This window comes from Pseudomonas syringae, assembly GCF_001698815.1.
Lineage (GTDB): Bacteria > Pseudomonadota > Gammaproteobacteria > Pseudomonadales > Pseudomonadaceae > Aquipseudomonas > Aquipseudomonas syringae_A.
In genome coordinates, this window is record NZ_LGSI01000049.1 from 84979 (window position 1) to 106340 (window position 21362).

Annotated in this window: 13 protein-coding genes and 2 pseudogenes; 4 read left to right on the forward strand and 11 right to left on the reverse strand. The window is 56.9% G+C overall.

Going from position 1 to position 21362, the window contains the following annotated elements; translation table 11 throughout:
• Positions 1-865: 865 nt before the first annotated feature.
• Positions 866-1006: pseudogene (locus AFK24_RS29980) on the forward strand (abortive infection family protein); the annotation flags it as partial.
• A gap of 203 nt (positions 1007-1209) precedes the next feature.
• Here AFK24_RS29980 and AFK24_RS29985 read toward each other — a convergent pair.
• On the reverse strand, positions 1210-1716 hold the full coding sequence (locus tag AFK24_RS29985) for a hypothetical protein (protein ID WP_205884871.1): 507 nt from the start codon (positions 1714-1716) through the stop codon (positions 1210-1212).
• A gap of 98 nt (positions 1717-1814) precedes the next feature.
• Between AFK24_RS29985 and AFK24_RS15510 the strand changes: the two genes are divergently transcribed.
• Positions 1815-2396 carry a hypothetical protein gene (locus AFK24_RS15510; protein WP_065834037.1) on the forward strand — a complete coding sequence of 194 codons (582 nt, stop codon included), beginning with the start codon at positions 1815-1817 and terminating at the stop codon, positions 2394-2396.
• A 1012-nt stretch (positions 2397-3408) separates the two neighbouring features.
• Complete coding sequence (locus AFK24_RS15525; protein ID WP_065834040.1) at positions 3409-3816, forward strand: hypothetical protein; 408 nt, start codon at positions 3409-3411, stop codon at positions 3814-3816.
• A 388-nt stretch (positions 3817-4204) separates the two neighbouring features.
• Here AFK24_RS15525 and AFK24_RS15530 read toward each other — a convergent pair whose 3' ends face one another.
• The gene (locus AFK24_RS15530; RefSeq protein WP_065834041.1) at positions 4205-5122 is read right to left on the reverse strand and encodes a hypothetical protein; all 918 of its coding nucleotides are present in this window, start codon (positions 5120-5122) and stop codon (positions 4205-4207) included.
• A gap of 509 nt (positions 5123-5631) precedes the next feature.
• Between AFK24_RS15530 and AFK24_RS15535 the strand changes: the two are divergent.
• A pseudogene (locus tag AFK24_RS15535) lies at positions 5632-7005 on the forward strand (transposase).
• A 591-nt stretch (positions 7006-7596) separates the two neighbouring features.
• On the opposite strand, the gene AFK24_RS15540 reads toward AFK24_RS15535, so the two are convergent.
• From AFK24_RS15540 to AFK24_RS15580, 9 genes are read right to left on the reverse strand one after another with little or no spacing between them, the layout of a single operon-like run.
• Positions 7597-7956, reverse strand: coding sequence for a hypothetical protein (locus AFK24_RS15540; protein WP_065834042.1), 360 nt, complete (start codon positions 7954-7956; stop codon positions 7597-7599).
• Between the two features lie 10 nt (positions 7957-7966).
• The gene (locus tag AFK24_RS15545; protein ID WP_065834043.1) at positions 7967-11191 is read right to left on the reverse strand and encodes a DUF6519 domain-containing protein; all 3225 of its coding nucleotides are present in this window, start codon (positions 11189-11191) and stop codon (positions 7967-7969) included.
• A gap of 27 nt (positions 11192-11218) precedes the next feature.
• The gene (locus AFK24_RS15550) at positions 11219-13495 is read right to left on the reverse strand and encodes a hypothetical protein (RefSeq protein WP_065834044.1); all 2277 of its coding nucleotides are present in this window, start codon (positions 13493-13495) and stop codon (positions 11219-11221) included.
• Entirely contained in the window at positions 13492-16128 is a 2637-nt protein-coding gene (locus AFK24_RS15555) for a putative baseplate assembly protein (RefSeq protein WP_080482166.1), read from the reverse strand. The genes AFK24_RS15550 and AFK24_RS15555 overlap by 4 nt, the downstream gene beginning before the upstream one ends.
• A gap of 1 nt (position 16129) precedes the next feature.
• Positions 16130-18775 carry a hypothetical protein gene (locus AFK24_RS15560; RefSeq protein WP_205884872.1) on the reverse strand — a complete coding sequence of 882 codons (2646 nt, stop codon included), beginning with the start codon at positions 18773-18775 and terminating at the stop codon, positions 16130-16132.
• On the reverse strand, positions 18772-19140 hold the full coding sequence (locus AFK24_RS15565) for a GPW/gp25 family protein (RefSeq protein WP_065834047.1): 369 nt from the start codon (positions 19138-19140) through the stop codon (positions 18772-18774). The genes AFK24_RS15560 and AFK24_RS15565 overlap by 4 nt, the downstream gene beginning before the upstream one ends.
• 4 nt (positions 19141-19144) lie before the next feature.
• Positions 19145-19417 carry a hypothetical protein gene (locus AFK24_RS15570; RefSeq protein ID WP_065834048.1) on the reverse strand — a complete coding sequence of 91 codons (273 nt, stop codon included), beginning with the start codon at positions 19415-19417 and terminating at the stop codon, positions 19145-19147.
• Between the two features lie 5 nt (positions 19418-19422).
• A complete protein-coding gene (locus tag AFK24_RS15575; protein ID WP_065834049.1) occupies positions 19423-20139 on the reverse strand; it encodes a phage baseplate assembly protein V in 717 nt (238 codons plus the stop codon).
• 59 nt (positions 20140-20198) lie between these two features.
• Positions 20199-21332: a phage late control D family protein gene (locus AFK24_RS15580; protein WP_065834050.1), complete on the reverse strand. Its 1134-nt coding sequence runs from the start codon at positions 21330-21332 to the stop codon at positions 20199-20201.
• Between the last annotated feature and the right edge of the window lie 30 nt (positions 21333-21362).

Consider the following 21362-nt stretch of genomic DNA (forward strand, 5'->3'; position numbering starts at 1 on the left):
AGTGCCCGGTCGTTTCTCGGCACCTGTCAGGGTTGGTAATGCGGGGCGTGTGGTTAGGCTGGGGTTAACCGCGCACTGGCAGACCGGGTTATAGGTCCAATGGGGAGGAATAAAAAGCCGATGAGCGCTAGGCAATGACCTAGCTCTTGATGCGTGTGGACGCTCAATCTCATGAGAGGATTGCGGGGTTGGGCCATGCGTATTTTGGTGGGCTGCACCCGTGAATCATGTTCAGGTTCGGCACGTGCACGTCAATGACCTTGCCTCAGCCCCTCATCCAATTACTCCTGCAAGCCCGGCACTGTAAAAGGAAGAGCGCCTTAGGCAGCAGCCTATTCAGCAATTAGACCGAGTAGGCGGAGCTGAACAACCGGCTCGGGCGACGGTGTATGTCCGACCGCGGACAACTGCGGGTGCCAGTAAGGCTGGAACTTCGTCTGCCAAATGTTCGCGGTGTACGCCCGTTCAACCCGCTACTGTTCGTCGTCTGTATCTATGTAGTCAGGTGAAGTGAGGCAATGAGCGAGCAATTTATGATGGGGGTAGCGGTTTTCGAATCGTGGCAGAAGGGCATCAAATATTGCAGTTCCTGCGGGAGTCCCAGCAACCCGACGTACAATGTAATCAGCTATGGCGAGCCGTACTTCCACCTCTTCGGGCGACAGGAGCGCGTCTGGTTCAGGGTCACCGTTGTGGACTAAGTCTGGGCTAGTTTGGAGGTCAGGAATACTGCTCATGGCAAGGTTTCCACTTTGATCGCGCAATTGTTGACACCAAGCGTAGCTACCAGGGCGCGAAATGGGAACGCATTCCCACCCATTTCGAAGACAGTCGTCGACATGCTAAAGGTTAAAATGGTTACGGTACCGGGCATGGACGAGATGGACAGCATCGCGGTTTGCAGCCAAGACATGCCCGGCTAGCCGTTGCTTCTGCGGTGGCCTTCATTGATTTCGTTTCAGAAACCTACCGGTATCGAGAAAGCCTTAACGGAGATGACAGCTAAAGCGCAAACTGCTTGAGTCTATGTGCGCTCCCCACGATTAATAAACCAGCCGTTCCCGTTTGGCCGAAGGCTGCGGTCGTGAACAGCGGCTTTCGGCCAGAAGCGGATACTCGGACCAATATCAACCGAATGCGTCGTTCGTCGCAAAGGCACAAAGCTCCCCAGGCGCCATCGATCGGACGCCTAAGGCAGATTACTAATCATTATCTGGCTTCAAATGAACGAATCTTCGCCAACGCGCGGCTGATTGGAGGATTTTCCATACCTGCCGGAACAAGGATATCGTCGTCAGGCTGGATCGCCGAAATCTCCTGGTCGTTTTCATCGATCTCCCAGGCATGCATGACAACGACGCCAGAAGTTATTAGATGCCTAACGAGCTTCCCTTTGGAGTTCACCGTAGCAACATGACACCTCTTATGTACTTCGTAATCTTTCAAAAATCTGTCAATATTTTCAGAAGAACTCGGCGTCATGGTATGTAGCCTAGAAAGTGCCGTTTGGACTTTCGAGGATCCATCATCAGATCGATCAAGATTACTTGTAACAGCTACTCGATAATGCGCAGCATTCTGCCTGTTAATGCCTCGTATCAATGCGATACGCAACGCATTATTGGGATCTTTTTCTCCGATAGTTTTTGCGATGTTCTCGAATATCTTATCTGATGGTGGCAGCTTATCAAGGTCTAGTGGTGGACTGACGACCATTGAGCGAAGCATCACTTGCTACAAAGCGCCCATGTATAACCCCTTCACTCGAACCTTCAGCATGAAGTTCTGGAAATTGCAATTCTCGATTATCGCCGATGAAAGGTATTTCTACTCTGTCAGAAATTGAATCTGAGGATGGCTATACACACACAACCGAAGAGCTCAAGCGTGCCTGGTTGGACAATAGCGATGTTACTATTGAGCTACTTTCAGTGGAAGGTTTAGAAGGATTTGAGAGTGACATTGAAAGCATGATCGCCAACTTCGCAAAAATGCGTCTTCATATTCGTCATTTGTCATCGTGGAACAGGAGCGGCTTTCGTCCTTACATTTGGTGTCCATGTGGACATGAAGTGAAAAAATCAGTTGAAAATCTCGACCCAGGGAACAAGTACATTTCGGATATCTTTGCCATTGAGCAACATCTCCATTGCTCAAAATGCAACGAGAAAGGTAAAGCAAAGCTTGTCCCTATCATCCGCATGCAGGATGGCTACTACTCACCAACTCAGATTGGCTACTACACAGAGGGCAAGAAGCAGCACGTGACAGCAAGCGACGCCTTGAGTAATGACCTGTCAGACATCTATGAAGCCATCGTTGGCGATGGATGCAGCGAGGTCTATTTGTCTGAGGGCTTGCATATTGGCCCTCGTGGTCACTTGAGGGAGGATTAGGCTAACCATTCATGTATGGACTATCCGGACTGTAGTGAGCGCTCAGCTGTGAGCCTGTGAGCAATCAGACGAACGCTTGGCCACTGGCCGCAACGGGTCGGTTGGAGCCCCTCACGGTAGACAGAAAACGGCCCATCGCAGTCAGCATCACGCTTCAACCGGCGAAGACATTGCGATCATAAATCATCCCCGCCAAGACCAAAGCGTGAGTAACATCATGACCGAAGCCCAGCGCTTGACAGTGAAATGCCAAGATCCTGCGGATGGAAGCGGTGACGTCATAATTGACTTGCCGCCTGACCTACTTGCCAGTATAGGAATGAGAATCGGCGAAGTACTCACCATTGAAGTGATAAACGGCGCGATAGTTCTGACGCCGAAGTCGAGCGTCTCAGCTACACCCTGAATCGCGCCGGCGCGCTTGTCCTAATCTTCAAACGGACATATGTGAACGGCACATATGAACGGTCGCGATTGGACAGATTTCACGCTGCGACTCAGACTTCGAAGCAGTGGCTACGTTTTACAAAGCTACGGTCAATTGCGGCCCGTCAGGACAGGTAGAAATTGGCGGTGGATTCAACGTTTGATCCGCTCGCTGGGACTGGCTAAAGCCCGCTCCTTAACCAAACGTTAGGCCTCAACCACAGGGGATCTCAAAGTGTCAGAAGCAATCGCCATGTCTTACACCGTGTCGCGCGGCGACGAGGTCGGGGCTGTTCTTGTCCCGCACCTGCACGAGGATGGAAAGTATGTCGCAAGCATGACCCGTTTTGAGAAGGACTACGTTCGCGTTGAGTCCATCCGAGAGCTTGGGATTCTGGCTCGACACGGATTTAGCGTTCGCATGAGCAGCCCCAACAGCATCAATCATCGGGCACCGAGCCTTATCTCGCCCAGCTCCCTGCAGATCACACTCCGAGAACCGGTCGTTGAAGCCTAACAATTTATTCAAGCCGACGCCGCTTCGCGGCTCGGCTTAATTCAGGCGTTATACACCTTCGGAAATAATATGCGGACAAAATTCTGGCGATTCGCCTACGAAGAGAATGAACTCACTTCCATACTCAGGTCAGACGAACTAGCTTTTCCCGACCTCAGTAAGTGGCCAAAAGCAAAAAACAATTCTCCCGAAAAAATCTTTGAAGACATCAAGATCGGCGATTTCGTTCTACTCGCAAATTTTAATCGTACCTCAGAAACAGGCATAGCAAAAGCCATTGGCAAAGTCATAGTCAAAGGAGATGTAAGAATTAATATGCACTGGATAAAGTCTGTGCCAAGCCTTTCCTTGATCCCAAACATTCAAGGTGGTGTAGCTGTATGGAACACAGAAGGTGTATTTTGCTTTGATGATCAACCCGCAAAGCGATACAAGCTTGACGCACATGCTAAAAAGCTCTTTGCAAGCGGCACATAACAATACTTTCAAGACGCTTACTTCGTTCACCGGACAGACAAAAACTACACTTTTGTCTGTCCATTAGCTTAATCGTTAGTGGCCGCTTCTGGGCGTTAGCTACCCCTCGTGCAAGACAGTTTTGGGTCGAATTTAGACCTCATCGAAGGGCTGCTTCTGGCTCTGGCTGTGTAAAAACGCTCGCACTTGTTTTAACTCCGCGCTTCTACTTAAAATCTGTGAACGTTTGGCGAGTGAACGGAATTAGATTTTGCGTAGAAGTGAGATACTCTGCTTTCGAGCGCTACATCTGATCGGTGGCGTTTTCACGAAGTCCGGGCCGATTGCTTCCCCCTGAGAGCGGCCGCCCGGGACCCGAACCGTGTGATCATTTGCGATGGAGGCAGGCCTATCCATAGAAGTAACTAGATAAGTCTTCAGGATATTGCTTTCCTATAGTAATTTGCTGGGATAATTCGGCTTTTTTATTCAGTTCCCCTGCAAGCATTCGGAGGCAGTTATGAAAACGATTTATCCTGCCTGCACTTAATGAATATCGCTTCTCGCAAACATCAACAAATACCTTTATGTCAGTTAGTAACTTATCACTAACTGGGTTGACTTTTAAGTAATTTCCAGTAGGGCCGCTACTTTCGAAGGAGAATTGATGAGCGGCTTCGTTCCTCAAATTTTTCAACCCCCTCACAACTGAAAGAAGATCACGACTCAGAAGCTTCTCATCCCTGCAAAATTTAATCTTATCGTTATATGTCATTTCCTTGATAGGTTTAGTCGCCCGCTTGCGACTATCAATAATTATTTTGTATAGCATGCCCTCGATATAAGTAGCATGAGAAATAATATCTGCGCGACATTCAAACGAATCAATGTCAGCGTCATGAGGCGCCAATTTGATAGCGTCAAACTCCTCGCCAAGCTGATGGGTTGGCAATTTTATTCTAATAAAATGGGGGAATCTAAAATCGGCTAACTGAAGTTTTTTCGTCAACACAAGATGGAATGCTACTGAATACTCTTCAGAGTACTGGCCAATATAAAATAAGTCGGTTATCGCCCCCCAAAACCGAGAAAATGGATACGTCACCATCACATGAGAAGAGTCACCATCAAGATGATAAACTATATCCCCATCAATTGACGTCCAAGATAGCCTTTCGACAAGAACGAAAACATCTTGAGGAGAGAGTACACAAGACGTCAGTATCTCTACTTCACTGGCAAACCCCTCCTTATACAAGGTTTCAATCTGGCCAGGCTTTGAGTAATCAACATATCCCTTGAGATAATAATTCCTTGGAATCCCCATTCCTTCCATGCTCCTGTGATTTAATTTTGACTGCTTTGCAAGTCGTTCGAGTCAAGAGTTTATCTAAAAATCAATTTATGAGATTTCAATTGCTCAGTGCTATTTTTACGACAAATTTCCCTGCTTTTCAACATCTTAAGATCAATAGATACTCGGGCATACAGCCTCTTCGCAACGCATTGAAACGGCACCCGACATACGCATCGAGAGCAGTGAAAGACGAGTCTCTGAATCTGAAAATTGTACGAATCGATGTTTGCTGGGAGTTTGAACCTAGCTTCATCAGGAGACCGCAGGGTTCTGAGTGCTGATTATTTCTTTCTTGCCTTAAAGAAAAAACTGCCAAGGGAGCTAGAAAACTTGCTGTCAATTTCGGCGATGTATAGGCGGCCCCCCGTTCATTGTAATCGCCGACGAACGTCTGCTTCTGGCCGATTCTGTTGAAAAAGTAGCTCCCCTATCTGGCCTGCGGCAAAATATCTGCATTGGCCAGCAGGGAAGCACGCAGCATGATGGGACAGTTATCGAGTGGGCTGGATCGGCTGTTTTACTCGTTCAACCTTGAAGATCACATTCCAGCCAATCACCTTCTACGCAGCATTGATCGGTGTCTCGATCTGAGCGACCTGCGCCATTACCTCGCCGATTTCTATAGCCCGATCGGGCGTCCGTCGATTGATCCTGAACTGATGATCCGCATGCTGATCGTGGGCTATTGCTACGGCATTCGCTCAGAGCGGCGGTTGTGCGAAGAGGCCCATTTGAACCTGGCGTATCGCTGGTTCTGCCGGTTAAGCCTTGAAGATGAAGTCCCCAACCACTCGACCTTTTCCAAAAATAGACACGGCCGTTTTCGGGACAGCGATCTGTTTCGCTGGCTGTTCAATGAAGTGCTGCGTCGTTGCATGGACGCAGGCTTGGTCAAAGGTGAAGGCTTTGCCGTGGACGCCAGCATCATCAAAGCGGATGCCAGCCGGCAGCGCGGTGTACCGGGTGATGAACAGGTCAACTGGAGCGATCCGGCCCTGAGCACCCGCGCCGTTCGTGAGTATCTTGAGGCACTCGATGAAGAGGCTCTGGCCGAAACGCTACCAAAGCGCCTATCGCTGACTGATCCTCAAGCCCGCTGGACCGCAGCTCCAGGTGGCCCAGCGTTCTACGCTTACTCCACGAATTATCTGATCGATACCGAGCACGGCGTGATCATGGATGTGGAACCCACACCGGCTCATCGAAGCGCAGAAGTCGAGAGCACCAAGACGATGATCAATCGGGTCGAAGCGCAGTTTGCCATCAAGCCAGAGCGCCGCATTGGCGACACCGCTTAAGGCACAGCGCCGATGCTGGCCTGGATGGTGGAGGAAAAAGACATCGAACCGCATGTGCCGGTGTGGGACAAAACTGAGCGCAAGAACGACAGCTTTTCGAGTAACGATTTCCACTGGAATGAAGAGGCTGAGGAATACCGCTGCCCAGCCGGCAACGTATTACGCAGTGAATGGCGAACCTTCAAGAACGAGCGTTCGCACGTCACAAAAGCCAACACCATCATCTTCCGATCCAGACAGACCGACTGCGCGACATGTCCGATGAAAGCCAAGTGCTGCCCGAACACTTCGATTCGCAAGATCGTCCGTAGCGTCCATGAAGCCGCTCGTGATGTGGCTCGACGCATCGCGGCGACGCCGGAGTACGTGCGCTCCCGCCACGAACGTAAGAAGGTCGAAATGTTGTTTGCCCACCTCAAGCGCATCCTGAAACTGGATCGCTTGCGACTACGTGGCATGAGTGGCGCGTCCGATGAGTTCACGCTGGCGGCCGCGGTACAGAACCTGCGACGTCTGGCCAAACTTGCATCTCAAGGGCCACCTTCTACGGGATAGGTGCGCCTGCACGAAGCCAAAAACCTAAAACTAACCCATTAACAGAGCAGCAAAGGTCAACGAAGGGCCGAGAAACCACTCAATGTGGTGAGTAGGTTCTCCGGTGGTGGCCGTGCCTGAGTTCAGGTGATCTGAAAATCCGAGTTTTTCAACAGAATCGGCCGATTTCTGCCCGTCATGAAGGCAGAAATCGACTCTTAGCTGCAGGTCAGCAGAGGCAGAAACCGACCCAGGCTGTGTGAAACGCCAGTGATTGTCTAACCTCTGATCGTCGAGATCGTAGCGGCGCGATTCAAACGCGGCCCAAACGGCATTACGAACGTCTATGTAGGCTGACTAACGTAATTCGCGCTTCCGCCTGCTTATTCCACCGGCAATCCTCGCGACTCTCAGTTTTCGACGTATTTAGCGCGTTTTCACACAGCCTGGACCCCAAGCGGACACTCGCGAGCGGGCGAAAACCGGTCGACTCTATTGAAAAAGGCAGTATCAGCCGCGAATCAGGATCGCCCCTGGAGGTACTTGCTAATCCAGCTTCTGACAACCCCCCTCTTGGCGTTGGGGGGACGTCGATCGGCTACGCAATTCTGATCAACCGTCATTGTTTTTTCCCGGCCCTCCTTTCCTTTTCCCCTTGGCACGAGACCTTTCGGATGGTTCGGACGATGTCCGCAGAGTTCCGGGCTCAAGTGTTCTCCTAGCGGTTTCGATTTTCTCGCTCAGTTGTGACAATTCGGTGGACAGCATTTCGATCTCGGAATCGATCTGACGTGCATGTTCCGCCTTCATCTTCTGCAGGGTTTCGATTCGCTGCTGGAGGCGGCCCATACGCGCTTCCTGCGAGGCAATCGGCCAGTTCAACATGCTCGGGGAAACATTGCGTTTGTTGATGAGCGCCGTGGCCTCGGCGAGGAGCTTGTCCTGTCGCGCGATCAGTTTTTCGATATCCATCGATCTCTCCTCAGGCTTTCAGGTTGTAATTAAACTCGGGATTCGGAAACCACGAGGCGCTGTTGAGCCGGTCCCATGTTGGGCCATGCGAGATGTTGCCGATGAACGGGCCGGGCATGCCGTGCAGGTCATAGGAGCGGAAGTCGGGGGTGGCCGCCTTCACCTGGTTTCCAGAGACGGTGCAGAGCCTGCCCGCCATCGACACTGTTGCTGCGCGTTGGTCGTTGAAGGGTAGGCTGAAATGCGAGCAGTAATTGTCGCTGAACATCACCCGCTCGAACCGTGCCTTCACGTTCGCAAATACTGTTTGCCGCAACTCGACGAGAGCGGTCGCTCCGGTGCCGATGAACTTGTTGTTCGTAATCTGCACCGGGAACCCGAACACGGTAGAGCCTGCGGGCAGTTTGATCTCATATTCGATCATGCCCTGCAGCAGCAGCGCGCGGTCCTCATTCGTCGGCGGGCGAGAGCCTGGTCGTGAGTAGGTGACGAGATTACTGTCTATCCTGCATTCCAGCACGGTGAAGCCCGTGATGCCGAAGGCGAGCGGGGAGATGCCACCTCCGGTAGCCGCCACACCTGTGTCCATAACTTCATTGCCCTGAACGTTCAACTCACCAAAGATCGCGATGGCGGCGATCCCCAGAGCGAGACCGGTACGCGTACCGCAACGGATCACTCGATTGGACGTGATGTCACAGCGCTCTGTCGATTGAAAAACCAGAAGGCCCAGGCGTTCGAGATCTGTCAGGTGATTGCCGTGCAGGGTCGGGGCGGCCTCTTCATGCATGAAAATACCGACTTGTCCTGCCTCGATCCGATTATCGCGGATGAGATTGCGTGCACCCTGTGTGGCAAAAATCCCGATCATCGCCTGGTAGACGATGTTCTCGCTGATCAGCGTGTCGGCGACCTGAACGAGTGTGGTCGCAAAACCGAAGCGCACGCTTCCCTGTCCCATGACATTGCCTCGAATGGCGCTTCGCACGGCACCGATCATGAGGATGCCGTGTTGGCCGCCTTCAATAATGTTGTCGGCGACGATCATGCGCTCCAGCGGCAGCACGGCGCCGGCCGGGCCAATGTTGCCCACCACGATTGCCAGCGCGATGTCGGGAGCTTCCCGGCGGCACACCACGATGTTCCCCATCGCAGTTGATCCGTTGCCGCACAGGCGGATGGCAGTGAGATTGGACCCGTCGTGCACCAGTTGGTTGTTGCTCACGATAGTCTGCGGGCTCGCGACATCAATGCCAAACGAGCGGTCGGGAAACTTGTTCTCGGCCAGTTCAATGCGATTGCCCGCGATACGCGAGAAATTGGCCCGTGACACCGGCATGTCGTTTGGCTGGTCGTTGATGAGGATACCGTTCACTGCATTGACGATCGTGTTGTTCTCGGCAGTGACGGAGCCGCGCATCGTGCGGGCCATGATGCCAACGGTGGTCTTGCGGTTCGTGTCCGGGTCTGGCAAGGTAATTTCACAGTCAGTCACCACGACATCGCGTGAGCCTTCGTCGAACCAGACGCCGATGGCAGCCTTATCGAATATACAAGCCGACACCGTTATGTTGGCTGCATCGAAGGCCAATATTCCCACACTGCCAGGACGAGCGAACGTCTCCAGTCTGCATTCGTCAATGATCAAATCTTCTGTTCCCTTAATCACAATGATCGGGTCGGAAGATGCTTCGCCCTGTCGCAAGACGAGCGTGTGAATGTGAACGTGGTTGGCGCCGGAAACAACAATGACGCCGGTTCCGCGCCGGTTGAAGACCATCGCGCCCATGCTCTCTCCGTGCAGGCAGAGATTGTCGCGCTGCAGGATCAGAGGGCGGTCGATCGGATGCAACCCTGCCTTCAGGCATACGCAACCTCCAACCTTCGGCAACTTGTCGATGGCTGCCTGAATGTCCTCTCCAGGCCGCACCACGAAGGTACAGCATCCGGCATCATCGATTTGGATGGGTCGACAGTCAGTGGGTGCACCATTGGCCGGTATTGCGGCGAGTTGAAGATATTGGTGATGGATGCCGCGGGGCGGTGCCGCATTGAGCGGTTCAACCCAGGCATTCGCCGTTCTCGCCGCGAAGACCCAGTAGTCGCCGACCTTGAACTGACCGCCAGCGGTAGCGGTGGTAAAACTGACCTGCACGCCGTCTTCAAGATCGATGGGGCCTGCCGCCGTTGCCATTAGGCCGTCACCGTTGATTACGTTCAGCGGTGCGCTTTCATCCCATCGCTGCAAGCGCGTGTTGCGCGCAACGACATCAACCGCCGTTGCCCCGAACGCACGTCCCGCTGTCGGTACGGCACGATCCAGCACGATTATCCGCTTTGCCTCGTCGATATCGATCACGCGCGCCATCTGGCCCGCTTCACCCCAGAGTTCACGATGGTCGTCGGTCAGTGTCACCCAGTCATTGATGCGCAACGGCAGGCGCGCGTCGCGTCCGACTCGGTTCACCGAGAGGCGCGTCTGTCCGCCGGCGACCGCGATGCTCGTCACGCGGGAGGCGATGGAGCCATTGTCGCGTGACCACTTGAAGAGCGCGGTTCCCAAGGGGCCAGGCGTCTGGATTTCAACCCGATAGAGCCGATTTTCGATACCCCGATAGCCAGCGTTGAGCGGCAGGATGCAGGGATCATCCGGCGCGGGCGGCGCCACAGCGGAGGTGGTGAGCCGGCCGGTGGAGGGCGCAAACAAGGCGTTGAGATCAACGCCGCATACCGCCGGAGCCCCGGGCTGTTTGTAAAGCTTGACCTGCCAGACCTGCTGGATGCGCGTGGTGGTATCGACGCCACCCAGAGCGGTATCCAGCAGCTTCAGTTCTTCCACCCACGTGACTTCGCGCTCCCAAAGATCGAGATAGACCAGCGTGTCGATGGTCGGATCTGGCGCGGGTGGATCGGGAAGAAAGGGCTGCTTGAGGTAGGTAACGCCTTCATTGGAAAAGATCTCGGCAAGCCTGCCGTCAACATAAATCCTGCCGTCTTGAATGGAGAGGTCGGCGGGTGGTCCGGCAATGGCACCGATCAGGAAGGCATCGGGCGTTGTCAGCGTCGGAAGCCATGCCGGACCGCCGCTATCGAGACCCAGCAGGCGGGTGCGCTCGCGCAGTACATCTGAATGCTCGTTCCAGTCGGAATCCAGTTGCACGCGGCCTTGTTGCACACGTACTGAAGCGAAGCGGCGTAACGGGTCGAATGTGAAGCGCGAATAGTCGCCGGACATTGTTTTGTTCCTCTACGCGTCATTCGTTCAATTGGCGTGGATCAGGGCGGCCGAGAGGCCAAAGGGCAGATATTCGTCGAGGCGCAGCTTCAGGTTGGCGGCCCGCTGGGGTTGCTTGAGATGGCACCACACGCCCATCTCGGCCCCATCCTCGGAGCCTGTTCCGATTTCAATCGGGCCGTTGTCGCTGAGTTGCAGGTAAGCGGGCTGGCCATAGGCTTCGGACACATATTCGGGCGCCACCCGCTGCGCGACCTGCTGTCGCAACAGTGCTAGTTCGGCGGGCGTCAATGGACCTGCTGCATCAACGGCCTTTCGTATCGCCAGACTGGGCTGGCAGCGGTAGCGGCGTGGCGTGCGTGCGTTGTCCTGCACGTAGCTGAAGCGTAGGCAACCGACCTGCTGTCGCAACACCGTCAATGAACCGTCAAAAATACTCTCGCTCGCGAGATCGATCTGGCGAAACCGCATGGCACCGCGCAGCGTCGAGCGCTCAATGCGCGATGCGGGACCGAAACTGTTGGCCGCTGGCCCGGCAACAGCAGCGATATCGAGCCCATCAACGATGCAATCGAGCAGCACCAACGCTTGCGCGTGCTCCGGCAGGCGGAGCGGTCCCATGACGCAAAAGGCGGCTTCCACGCGCAGTTTCCTATTCGCCGGACTGCCATCGGGGCGCGTCATGGCGGCAAGGATGCTGGCTTGGGTGGGCTGTGCGGGAGGCGGCGCAACGGCAGGGTCCGGTACGGCGATGCTTTCGCCCGGAACAAGCGTTGAATGGATCAGTCGCAGTGCACCCAGTGAGCCGGTGATTTCGACTCGCCCTTCTATCAGCAGTCCGCCCAGCGTCACGGTGGAACTGTCGTGATCGCCGGAGATGGTCAGTGGGTCGGGAAGCAGCAGATGCGGGCATTTGCTGTCGCTGGCTTCAATCGCGATAAAGCGCTTGTCGAAAGGATCGATGGCAATCGCCTCCTTGTAGGTGCGGTTATCGCGGATCTGGATGATGCAGTTTGGTTTACCGAGTGCCACCCACTGCGCCAGCGCCCCGTTAATCGTGTTGAAAGTTCCCGGATTACCCGAGTTGTCGACTGGCAGCATCTGTGTACCGGCGGGCGCGTTGATCTGCCATGCGCGACGCCGATAGGGCCCGCCACCAAGATCGCCAGGGAAACCGTGGTGGTACCAGACGGTCACGGGACCGGCGGCCGCGGCTACAGGCCCAAGTGCAATGCGGCCAGTGGCTGTATCTACTGACACAATATTCGTGGCAGGTTGCGACCACGCATCCAGGTTGCGGCACCGAATGCGCGAGAGTGGCACAGGCTGGCCGCCGATGAAGATCATCATCGCTCTGTCTTCGGCCAGCACCATGGCCGGGAATGGGTCGAAGAGGCCGTAATATTGTGAAAAATCGGGGATCACTGGCTGGCTGAGGCTCTGCGAGAGATCCTCGAAAAGCGTGGCATGGCTGATCGCTTGCGGCACGTGATGGCGGGCGCTAAGCCCGGTCTCATCGTCTTCCCGCCGTCCTGCGGAGAACAAGGGAGCGTCTTGGCCAAGAGGACTGAAACGCCAGCGGAAGTCGCCTGCCGCCCCTTGCTGGCGCGCGTCGATCTGCTCGAAACGGTGCGCCTTTAGACGCCAGAGAAAGAAGCCGATTTTGCGGGTGCCGTACCAGCCCTCATCGGGTGCAATCGCGCGAACGTCCACCGTGCGGCAGGTTTCATCGAAAGCGCCTTCCAGGGTGTCTAACCGCACGACCGAACGAAGATCAGGGGTTTCCAGGGCCTGCATACGGATGTGATTGCGGATCCACTGACTCCATCGCAGGCGCTGGAAGAACTCGACGCCATGAGCGGGCCATCCGGTCACGTCACGCGCCATTTCCTCCAGCATCGGCAATGTGCCTTTGCGGCGGCGGTAATAGATCGTCTTCGCAACATCGGCCCGATTGCCCAGGCCTATGTTGGGTCGCAGCGAGGGCCCGTTCAGGTCCGAAAAGATCTCGGCGGCACTGTCGCCGCCACGAATCCGGCTCTCGTCGAACAACGGCGTCATTGCGACGAGATCGCCGATGTAGGGAATTGCCCAAGGCTCGCATGTCTCGATGAATGCGTTGTTCAGGAGTTGCTCTATGTCGCCATCAAGCGCTTCGGCCTGCATTTCGATTACGCTCAGAAAGGCTTGCAGTGGGCCCGGCGGATCGTCCGGGTGCAGCCGTTCCAATCCATCCAGCTCGCGCAGATAAGCCGGGAGGAGGTTGAACAACCTGTCGCGCTTCTCTCTGGAATAGGCCGTCATAGCGTCTCCACTACATGCAGAGTGAGATCGGTGTCGGGTGCCTCGATAAAGGCTTGCTCGGTGGGAAGCGCCAGTGCATCGGGATCGAGTGCCAGACCCGCAAGCGCTGCTGGGTCAAGCATGGCCACAGGCGGGCGCGGCCGAGCTTCGAACAGGCGGATATGCGGCTGCACCGGTGCGCCGGTGAGACCCCGACGGGACAACCATGCGGCAGTCCAACCCGCAAAACCCTTGATCTGAAAAAGGTCCACATCAACCGCCGCGACGCCCCGGGCGCCCTGAAGCACGGCGATAATTTGGCTGAGATGGAGAGGGCACCCCATCGGTTGCCGCTCGAACCGCATGAAGTCTGATAACGCCGTGCGGGCTGCATGCTGCACCGAGTCCTTCTCGAACACGGGATCACGCAGGATGCGCGCGGTGACCACAATCGGTACGCGCCACAAATTCCCGATTATCAGCAGATGGTTCGGATCGCGCGAGTGGGTGAGTGAACTGTGCAGAGCGGCGAGGGCGTCGGGCGATAGGCGTTGGCCGTTACCACCCGAGACCGTGAGCTGGATCGCCTGCTCCAGCCCTATCCAGGTCCAGGTCGCCTTTGCCGCGGCCGCCATGCCTGTCTGGCGCGCGACATCCGCAAAATCTGATAGCGCTATGGCACGGCCAAATGTGCGGACAGTTACAGGTGCCGCCTCGCGCGCATGATCGAGTGTTTCGGGATCAACTCCGCCCTCCGTGGGCAGTGGATTGGAAACGCCGCGAACGCCAACCGGACGCTCAAGAAGCGTTGAAAGCTGCCCGGCAGCCAATCGTCCTTGCAGACCTATTCCCGTCCGATAGCGCGCGACCACATTGCTTGCACCACTCGGTAACCTCGCACCCGTGAGGCCATCTCCGAACGAGACGATGCTGTTGCCCGCATCATCGTCTCGCAGCGTGTAGACGTGGTCGTTCGGTCCGCGGCCATAAAACGATGGGGCCTCGCTCCAGAGTTCGCCGTTCACGCGAACCGCCAGCTCGGCGCGTGGCGTCAACCCCACACTACCGGGCAGGCGCGTCATATCCTTGCGCTGCAACTTGAAGCGCTGGAACAGGGCGGACGCATTCCCGTGGCCCAGCGCTTCGTCACGCTGCGTCTCTCCGTGGCTTGCAGGTGCAACATTGCCATTCATGCGTGGGGATATCATCGGAGTGCCGATGGGGGGATCAAAGCCGATAGTAATGTGTGAAATGCCGTCGCCCACGGACGGTGATTGCGTGACGGTCGCGATGCTTGCGACGTACCGCCGCGTGCTTTGAGCAATAGCAATAGGCTGCTTCTTGGTGAGCAGGCGGGCATCGTTGACGTGATCGCTGCGGATCCAGGCGGTGCCACCTGAAAAGCTCGCCGGGTAGAGGTAGGCGCGCGGGGCGATCTGAGGGCGAACGACTTCGTAAATCTGCGTCTGACGGCGGTCAGCTATGGCGGGCAGTCCGGTGCCGCCGAGGTGATTCAGGACATCGTCGCTGCCAATCGTGACTTGTGCGAGTGAAATCCAGGTAACGGTGTCGGACATGGGACCGAGGGTGACCGTGCTGTGGAGGACAGTACCGACAAGCGCGAAGACATAACGGCCAGCACCCGACCCAAGATCGACGAGCAGCAGGGTGCCCGGATTCAGGTCATCGATACGCGCGTCGAGCGGATAGAAGGTCTGGCTTGCCGCAATACTGGCGGAATAGTCCACGCCGAGGGTCTTCATGGTCCAGCGCTTCGCGACGGGGGTCGCCGGGTTCATGTCATAGAAGGAATAGCTCGGTGGCACATTGTGGCCAAAGAAGCGCAGCGCGCGCTTGGTCTTGAACCCGATCGAGCCACTGCTTGCAATGGCGAACGGGGTGGTAAAAGTCACATATTCACCATCCGATGCAGTCTCGACGTTATGCACACTGGTCACTTGCAGTTCGTTGTTCCCGACGATGGCGATGGTGTCATTACGCAGCAATATTTCGGGTCGCTGCAGGATCGGAATGCGCGAAAGGCCTTGCTGGAATGGCACCACGGCCTGCGGCTGACCATAAAGCGGGACATCGTTCAGCCGGGCGTCGGCGCTCACGGAGCCGATAGTCTCGAATGTCTGTGCCACTTCGTCCTGACCTGGGACGCTCATGACTTTCAGGCCGGAATGGATGACGGTCGTGGCGCCGGGATCAAGGGTGAACGCAAGTGATGTGGTGGCCGCCAGCCCCGGGGCAACGCGGTATCCAATCAAACGGGCCAGACGGAGCACCGAGTCCCGCTCGCGCGCCGTGCGCATGAAGATTTCGTTGGCGTAGCGCTCGCTATAGAAGCTCAGCACATCCGAGACGGCGGCAAAAAGATCGATGCACATGATTGCATGATCGGTGTCGTCGCGTGTCGTGAGCCTGGCAAGCGCGTTGCACACCTGCAGAGGCCACAGCGTGTCATCGGGATCTAGCGGATTGGGCGGGCCTGACGCCATGGCCTCTATCATGGCCTGACGGAAGGTAGCGTAGCTTCCAGTTCGCCATACAATCGTGCTCAGACCCGGTCGGTTGAAAATGGATGCGGGAGCAGCGGGTTCATGCGGCTCGCAGCACAGGCAGAACCGGGTATCGGGAGTCATGGTCATCTCACAACCCTCCCACGGCGGTCAGGCGTAGCACGCCGAACTCCGGCTGGCTGCGATCGTTGTCCAGGCGCGCGACTTCGCTCGGTCCCATGGGAACGAGGCCTCGCTCCAGCTCGCCATTCGGCGCGTCCCAAAAGCGCTTCATCACGAGAATGCGGGCAGATTCAACACCGTCGATGTGCTGCAGCAGCGCGTAGATGCGGCTCGAATAGACCGCCGAACCGAAGCGAAAATTGAGGGGGTGGAAGAAGCCGGAACTTGCGCCGGCCAGACGTCGGTTCGACATCACATTGGCCGCTGCTTCCAGAACATCACCACGGAAATGGCCGCGCGCGATGCAAAGCTGGACTTCAAGTTCGATCGGAACATAGATGGCTGCGTGTACCACAAGGTCATAGCCAGCCAGGCGATAGCGGTTCAGCACTGCCCAAATGTGCTTCGCGAATGCCGGTTGCAGCCGGGCGGCGCCACCCGGCATCCGGTCAAGAAGGGCTGGATCTGACGGATGGATCGCAACGAAAACGGTGTGCCAGCTCCCCGTCCAGACAAAAGAGGCTTTGGCCGCGGCCACATACTCCAACCGCATGGCCACGGCCTCGTAGTCCGCCTCCGTCACCGCCCGGAATGTCTCGGCGCGGAACGCCTCAGGTGCAATCTGGCGGGCTTCCTCGATCGATTGCGGGTCGACACCACCGCGTGCTGAGAGCGGTTGCCTGAGTTTTATGATCTCTGGGAAGTGCTGCGGCCCGCCACCGGGATTGGCCGGGTCCACCAGGTCGATAGCATCGGGCATGACGACATGCGTCAGCGCTCCTGCACCGATATTCCCCAGTCGACCATTGCCAATCCTGTAACGGGCGCGGGCGGTGAGAGGCTGGGTGGGGTGCGTGACGCAGCGTCCATATTGGTCATCGCCGAAGCGCAGGCGCACCCTGTGGTCGGTGTCCACTTCGGCGACGAAATGTGGATGATAGGCATCGCTTGCGAAGAGCGTCGGAACAGGGCGGAATAACTCCGTATCCCCCACTGCCCAGCCGTATTCAACGACAACGGCGGGCATGGCCTTGGAGGTTGGCTGATCGAGGTCATGGCGGCCGGCGGACAGCTTGCCATCGAATGCATAATCCGGATCGCTCGGCATCGTCTGAAAGGTGAGCGGTGCATCGATCAGGATTTGCTGATCGATAGGCCAACGGCCCGTACCCACATCAATCGGTGGCAGTTCCCGCAATGGGTCTGTCGGATCAGGTAGACGGCGGATGACTGTACGGCCATGGTCTGCGGGCGTGACATTGCCCCGCACAATCGTCACCGGCCCAATGAGTTGCCTTGTCTCTGGTAACTGAGCCGAAAGACAGAAGGGCAAGGGTGGTGCGTCGTTCTCACGCCAACGTACGTGCAGCAATGGCAACTTCACGTCGCCGGATGCGGCGGGTGTGAGTGCGCCATCGACCAGCAGATCGCGGAAGACCGGGTCGCTCGTGACGTCGACTGCCTCGATCCGCACGACATGGCGGTTGCGCGGATCAGCATCGGCAGCAAGGCCGGTACGTGGGCCAAGTATTTCCTCAAGAAGCAGATACTCCCCAAGGGCTATGTCGGGCCGGGTGGCGTGCAGGTTATTGCCCTGCGGCGATGTAACGTAGAGCCAGGCCTCTCGTGCTCCCCGCGCCAGACAGCATGAGGCGTCGCCCCAGTCGTGGATGCGCATCTCGTTGCGACCAGCGAGCACGCGCACCGGTGCCGAAGTTTCGAACACAACCGTCCGTGCCAGCGCCTTGTCGTCATCGAAGTCGGCAACGCCAGTGGGTATGACCAGCCCAGGTGGTGCCTTTTGCCCGCGCAGTGGTTCAATGACTTGCGTAAGAAGTTTCGTTCCCGCCGGAACAATACCGTCGGGACCGGCGCTCGCATCGAATTGCACAAAGCAGAATGCGTTGCGACCATTATGCATGGCGTAATCGATCAGGCGTGTGTGGCGCGCCGCCGAAACACGGTGGCGGCAAGTGTCGAAAAAAGCCTCGGTGATGGCAGCGTCCTGGAAATAGCTTAGATAGTCGCCGACATAGGCGAAAAGCTCGATCAGCGCAACGCAGAGGTCGGCGGGATTTTGGTCGTCAAAATCGGGATTGAGCTGCGGTGCCAGATCCAGCATCAGGCGACGGAAGCTCTGGTAGTCCTTTGCAAGATAATCGAGCGCAGGCTCCATGAAACGCTCCGGCTCGCAATCGTGTCGTGTGCCGCAATCGAACTCGGTAGGGCAACCCGCCTTGAAACTGAACGCTGCCTCGCAGCGTTCCTCATCGATGCCGGGATGAGTAACGCGCAGGTAATAGGTCGAGAAGTCTCCCTCCCGATCCAGAAACAGGACCAGCCGATTGGGATCCGGATCGGCGACCACTGCAATTGGCTCGATGTCGACGACGCGAATGCCGCCCTCGATGCTGAACGAAACGGGAGCGCCGACGAGGGCAGGGGGCGGAGGCTTCAGGAATTGGATTTCAAGCCGGTTGCGCTTAGGGGGCGCAGCCAGCAGGTCGCGGCGGAACTCGACAAAATCGACTCCATTCAATGGATGCACAGGCACCGTGAGAATCGCGTCGCGCCGTTCGTTTTCACACCACAAGGGCTCTTCGCGCGAGATCATGATGCAATGGCCTGTTTGAACTCCGCTGAGTGTCGTATGGAGCTTGCATTAATCGTGTAGACGACCGTGATGAAGAGCGTTGAATCATCGGCGCGCACGTCCACAGCTTCGACCCTGATGAGGTCACTGAGCCAACGCAGCAGAGATCCTTGAATGAAGTGCTGGGTGGTTGCGGCGAGTGCCTCACTGAGTGGTGCGAAGAGTAGCTGGCGAATGCCGCATCCGAAATCGGGACGATTGACCCGCTCCCCGGGCGCGGTGAACAGTACAGCGCGGATCGCGTCCAGAATGCGCTCGTTTTCGTCCGACACGGCGGTGCGACCCCGCGCGTCAAACCCGAATGGCACATCGAGATGGGTTGCCATTGTTTCAAATTCCCGTGGTGGAAATCTTGGGTGTCGTCGTGCGTGTAACCGCGCCGTCCGTGTAGTGGATGACGATGCTGGCCTGATTGTCGCGCAGGTATTTGACGACGCCCCGCGCGATTGCCACGAACAGCCGACGCCGGTCGCGTACATCGCTGGCGGGCTCGTTCGGCAGGCCCGGTAAGCCATCTGCCAACAGGCCGTCATGGAGTTGCGCTTCGATTGCTTCAGCCATCGAGGCGCCGAAATCGTCGAGTGTCCCGGGTTTAAGCGGCATGCTTGTTACTCCACAAAGACTTTCTGGGAGATGAGCGAGGGGGTTGGTAGCATCATCGGTGGCACCGGGAGCGCCGGAGCCACGGGCATGAAACCAAGCGCAAGTTCGCCGGGATGCACATGCGAATTGAAGGCGGCGACCAGTTGGCCGAGATAGGTCATCAATTGGTCCCCGAAAACGGACGGGTGAAAGGCTGTTCCACTGCCGTGCTGCACCAAAGGGGCTTCAAGCACGACAACACCCATGCCCGAAATCTTGACGCTCGCGGTTTTGACATTGACTTCGATCTTGTTCTGCGCGAGGGGATCGCTGATCGTAACTGTCTGGAGTGTGTCATCCATGGCAATGGTCAGCCCCGTGTCGGAGCGCCAGATCTTTTGCGTTGGCAGGGGCGGGGTGAGTGCAGGGGGCTCATTCGGGGCTTCGAGCGTCGCCCAATAGCCGCCAACCCAGATCGGCCGCGACGTGTCGCCCCCCTCAAACTCGATCCAGACACCGGAGCCTTGCGGCGGTATGGCAAAGAACCCGGCCTGCAGGCCCGCGACCGGTGCGCAAGGGTAAGCCCATCCGGTCGGAATGCCCTGCAGTACCTCGGGTACCATGGCCTGAATGCGCCCCAGTTTCAGCGGGTCCAGCGCATTGAAGACTGTGCCGCGATATTTTCCATACATGCCGGCCCGATGCGAGGATCCGGGCTGAGACTGTTCGTTGAACTCAAGCATGCAATAGACCTCCTTTTGGAAGGCCTGCTCACCTGACAGGCCTCATGGTGACAGCCCTCTCAGGTGACAGGCGCCAGCGGATCGATGAACACCTCCGCTCCGGTCAGGCCGACGGCGTTGCGCATCGCCTGGAAACTTTGCGTATACGCGTCGCGCGAGATTCTGTGGGTGACGCTTGTTACGGAGTACAGGCCTGAATGCTGTCGCCCCGCCCCGCGTACCAGCACGGGCAAACCCGGCTGGAGAGGGCGGCCGAATTTCAGACCATCGACTTCACCGTTAGCCGAAACCGTGCGGTTCGACTGTGTGACACGGCCGAACGCGCGAACGAGTTTCTCGGCGGGGCTCGATGCATCACCCACCTCATCCATTTCGATTGCGGGCGGCATCATGCGGGCAATTGATGGTTCCAACCCCATCGGCAGCTCCGTCGGCGTCGACGCGAAAACCGGGACGGGCATGCGGGTGTGCGGGTCAACATAGCTCGTCAGTACGGTGGCGGGCTTCAACATCTGGTTGCTGATCTGGAAACTGCGCAAATTCGATTGCGATCCGAAGTCGATCGAAAGCACGCCTTGGGCTGGCGCAACCGTGATCGGCGGATGGAAATGCCCGACATTGAAACCCGCAAGCGGATCGGGCTGAATATAAAGCTGGTAGCCGTATTTCGACGCCAGTTGCTCCAGAAAGGCATTGTCGCGTACGCGTTGCGTTGTCGTCGTATCCAGTGTCGTTCGCAACAGCGGCGTCGCCTCGGCGAGGGGAAGGATTGCGTATTTGCTGAAAATGGCTGAGGCAATCGCATCGTCCGGCATGTTGGGCCAGGTGAAGGCCGTTTGCACTTGCCCCATCAGTGTTCCCAGTGCATCAGCGCCCACGACTTCCAGCCGTGCCGACCCCGGCTCGCTCCCGACGTGTATTTGGACATCACGGATATAGCCGTTGATCAAGGTCAACGGCAGGCCAAGCCCGAAAGACAGGCTGATGCGCACTGGCATCATCGGTCGGAACAGATCGAAGACCAGGACATCGAGATCGCCCGTCGTCGTGCGGCTGAGTTCGATATGCAATCGGAACATCGCCGCACCTTCTACCGAGGTCTCGACCTCGATCTCCGAGAGCGCGCTCGTGATGAAAGGTGGCAGAGGCGCGAACCCCAGGTTCACCATGAAAAAGGACGGCAGGAGGCTCATGACGCGCCCTCGCTGCCAGGTTGTGGAACG